The 2,937-nt window shown below is 65.2% G+C and carries 3 protein-coding genes and 1 pseudogene; 3 read left to right on the forward strand and 1 reads right to left on the reverse strand.

All coding sequences use genetic code 11. The features are described 5' to 3' along the window. Window positions 1–375 (forward strand): annotated as a pseudogene (locus ACRCSW_RS06775) (beta-ketoacyl-ACP synthase II); the annotation flags it as partial. Window positions 376–377: 2 nt separating this feature from the next. Next, on the forward strand, window positions 378–1,580 hold the full coding sequence (mltG, locus tag ACRCSW_RS06780; RefSeq protein ID WP_438703678.1) for an endolytic transglycosylase MltG: 1,203 nt from the start codon (window positions 378–380) through the stop codon (window positions 1,578–1,580). 109 nt (window positions 1,581–1,689) lie between these two features. Here the strand turns inward: mltG and ACRCSW_RS06785 are convergent, their stop codons facing one another. Further along, window positions 1,690–2,322: a TetR/AcrR family transcriptional regulator gene (locus ACRCSW_RS06785; RefSeq protein ID WP_438703680.1), complete on the reverse strand. Its 633-nt coding sequence runs from the start codon at window positions 2,320–2,322 to the stop codon at window positions 1,690–1,692. A gap of 230 nt (window positions 2,323–2,552) precedes the next feature. Between ACRCSW_RS06785 and ACRCSW_RS06790 the strand changes: the two genes are divergently transcribed. Continuing rightward, window positions 2,553–2,937: hypothetical protein (locus ACRCSW_RS06790; RefSeq protein ID WP_438703682.1), on the forward strand; the 385-nt coding region annotated here is incomplete at its 3' end.

The raw sequence follows: 2,937 nt of genomic DNA on the forward strand, positions 1-2,937 counted from the left end.
AAACGGGCGGGGCTTGTTCCGGCGGATATCGACTATATCAACGCCCATGGGACGAGCACGATGGCCGATACCATCGAACTGGGTGCCGTGGAGCGGCTGATGGGCGATGCGGCGGCAGGGGCGGTGATGTCTTCGACGAAGTCGTCCATCGGGCACTTGTTGGGGGCGGCGGGGGCGGTGGAGGCGATCTTCTGCATCCTGGCCATCCGCGATCAGGTGGCGCCGCCGACCATCAACCTCGACAATCCTGCGGTGGCGCCGAAGCTGAACCTCGCCGCGAACAAGGCGGTGAAGCGGAAGATCGACGTGGCGCTGTCGAATTCCTTCGGGTTCGGGGGGACGAATGCCAGCCTGATCGTCGGCAAGGTGCGATAGGCATGTGGAAATCCATCGCTTCGAACGCGCTGACGCTGTTCATCGTCATCCTGATCGCCGCGGCGGCTTTGGTTGCCTGGGGGCGGAACGAGTTCGTCAAGCCCGGGCCGTTGACCACTCCGATCTGCCTGCAGGTGGAGCGGGGGGCGTCGTTGAGTGCCGTCAGCCGGAACCTTGAAGAGCGGGGGGCGGTGACGGATGCGCGGGTGTTCCGGATCGGGGCGGATTATTCGAACCGGTCGGATGACCTGAAGTTCGGCAGCTATCTGGTGCCCGAGGGGGCATCGATGGCCGAGGTTCTGGAGGCGATCACGGGCGGCGGGCGGTCGACCTGCGGGCGGGATGTGAACTTCCGGATCGGGATCTCAAGCGCGGATCTGGTGTTGAGCGAGCTTGATCTGGCGACGAACGAGTTCCGGCAGGTGGTGAGTTTCGAGGCCGGGGCGACGCCGCCTGCGGAGTATACGGAGGTGGCCGAGGAAGCGGATCTTCGGTTCCGCATCACGGTGGCCGAGGGGGTGACGAGCTGGCAGGTGGTGGACGCGCTGAAGAAGGCGGAGTTCCTGCAGGGCGCGGTGGATGCGGTGCCGGCGGAGGGGACCTTGTCGCCGGACAGCTATGAGGTGGAGCGGGGGTCGGAGCGTGGCGCGCTGATCACGGCGATGACCGAACGGCAGACGGCGGACCTGGCGGAATTGTGGGCGGAGCGGGCCGAGGGCTTGCCCTATGACACGCCGGAGGAGGCGCTGATCATGGCCTCGATCATCGAGAAGGAGACGGCGGTCGCCGAGGAGCGTCGCCGCGTTGCGAGCGTCTTCATCAACCGGCTGGCGCTGGGGATGCGGCTGCAGACTGACCCGACGGTGATCTACGGGATCACCAAGGGGGAAGGGGTGCTGGGACGGGGCTTGCGGCAAAGCGAGTTGAGGCGGGAGACGCCGTGGAACACCTATGTGATCGACGGGCTGCCGCCGACCCCGATCGCCAACCCGGGGCGGTTGTCGATCGAGGCGGCGCTGAACCCTGATACGACGGACTATCTGTTCTTCGTGGCGGACGGGACGGGCGGTCACGCCTTTGCCGAGACGTTGGAAGAGCACAACGAGAACGTCGCGAGATGGCGCGAGATCGAGGCGGCGCAGGGCGAAGAGGGGACGACGGGGGTACAGGGCGCCGAGGGCGAGACGGGCGTGCAGGGGGAGTGATGTCCCACAGTGGGACAACTGGTTGAGGTTATGGGAATCAATCGGTTATCCGACGGCCTTCAGGGTTCGTTAAGGTTTGGCGCGGGTGGTGCTTGGCATCACGCACGCCTCACGCGAAGGCCCGCTGCGGGGTGTAGAGCACCTTGACGTAGGACCGGAACATCAGCACCTGCTTTGACAGGGCCTTCGGTTCGCGGACGGCGCGCGACAGGATGATTGCGCCGTCGACGATGGACATGAGCATGTCGGCAAGGTCGGAGGCAGACACGGCATCCTGGGCCGGGTAGCGGTCGGCGATGGCGGCAAAGAGGGCCTCGAAACGACCGCGCCAGCCAAGCATCGCATCCCGGATCAGATCCCGCACTTCGGCGTCGAAGAGCCGGTCCTGATAGCAGGCGGTGGCGACGATGCAGCCCGGGTGCCCCTTCGGCAGGTCCGCCATGATTTCGGCCAGAAGCTTGAGCCCGATCAGAACCCGGTGCAGCGGATCATCGTTCAGCTCGGCGGCACGCGCGAAGACGTTGTCGAGCATGACGTTCTCTGTGGCCACGTAATCGTCGATCAGGGCACGGGCGAGGGCGGTCTTGTCGGGGAAGTGATAGAAGAAGCCGCCCTTGGTGATGTCGACCGCGGCGACGATTTCGTCGATCGAGGTGGCGTCGAAACCTTTGGCGAGCACGGCGGCGCGGGCGACTTCGAGAATCTGCTGACGGGTGGTCGTGCCGCGGAGGTTGGTGGTCATCGGGGTCTTCCTTTCTTGACCTGGGGTGCAGAAAGAAGTCGCAGGGGGCGATCCGATCATCGGGTGCGAGAGCTTAACACATTGATCGTAAATCGAAAAAATTGATCTGCCGCCAGTATACCGCAAGGAAACTGGCCAGAACAGGTGCTTACGCCGCATACCAGCCCCGCAAGAGACGCTTTCAAGCCGCAGGTGTTCTGGCGGCGGGCGGTAGCAGATTGGAGCATGGGATGTTTGACACGACACGCAGGCAGGTTCTGGGGGCGTCCGTTGCGGGCGCGGGGGCCTTGATCGGGGCGGGGGCTGCGGCCGCCGGGACCGAAGGCAAGATTGATCTGGGCGGGATCGCCTCGGCGACCGAGGGACTGAAGATCGCGGCGACATTTCCGCTGATCGAGGCGATCCAGGGGCGGCGGGCTCGGCGGTTTGCCAAGGGGGCGGCGATCCCGGACGGGCCGCTGGCCTATGCCTCGGTCGAGCCCGTGGAGCCGTTGAGCGAATTGCAGCAGATGCTGCTGCTGTCGACGGTGGCGGGGAATACCGGATGGGCGAACCTGATCCCGTTCAACCCGGATTATGCGCCGCAGATTCCGAACTACGCTGGTGCGGCGGGCG

This window comes from Tabrizicola sp. (assembly GCF_051645465.1).
In the GTDB taxonomy this organism is placed as follows: Bacteria; Pseudomonadota; Alphaproteobacteria; order Rhodobacterales; family Rhodobacteraceae; genus Tabrizicola.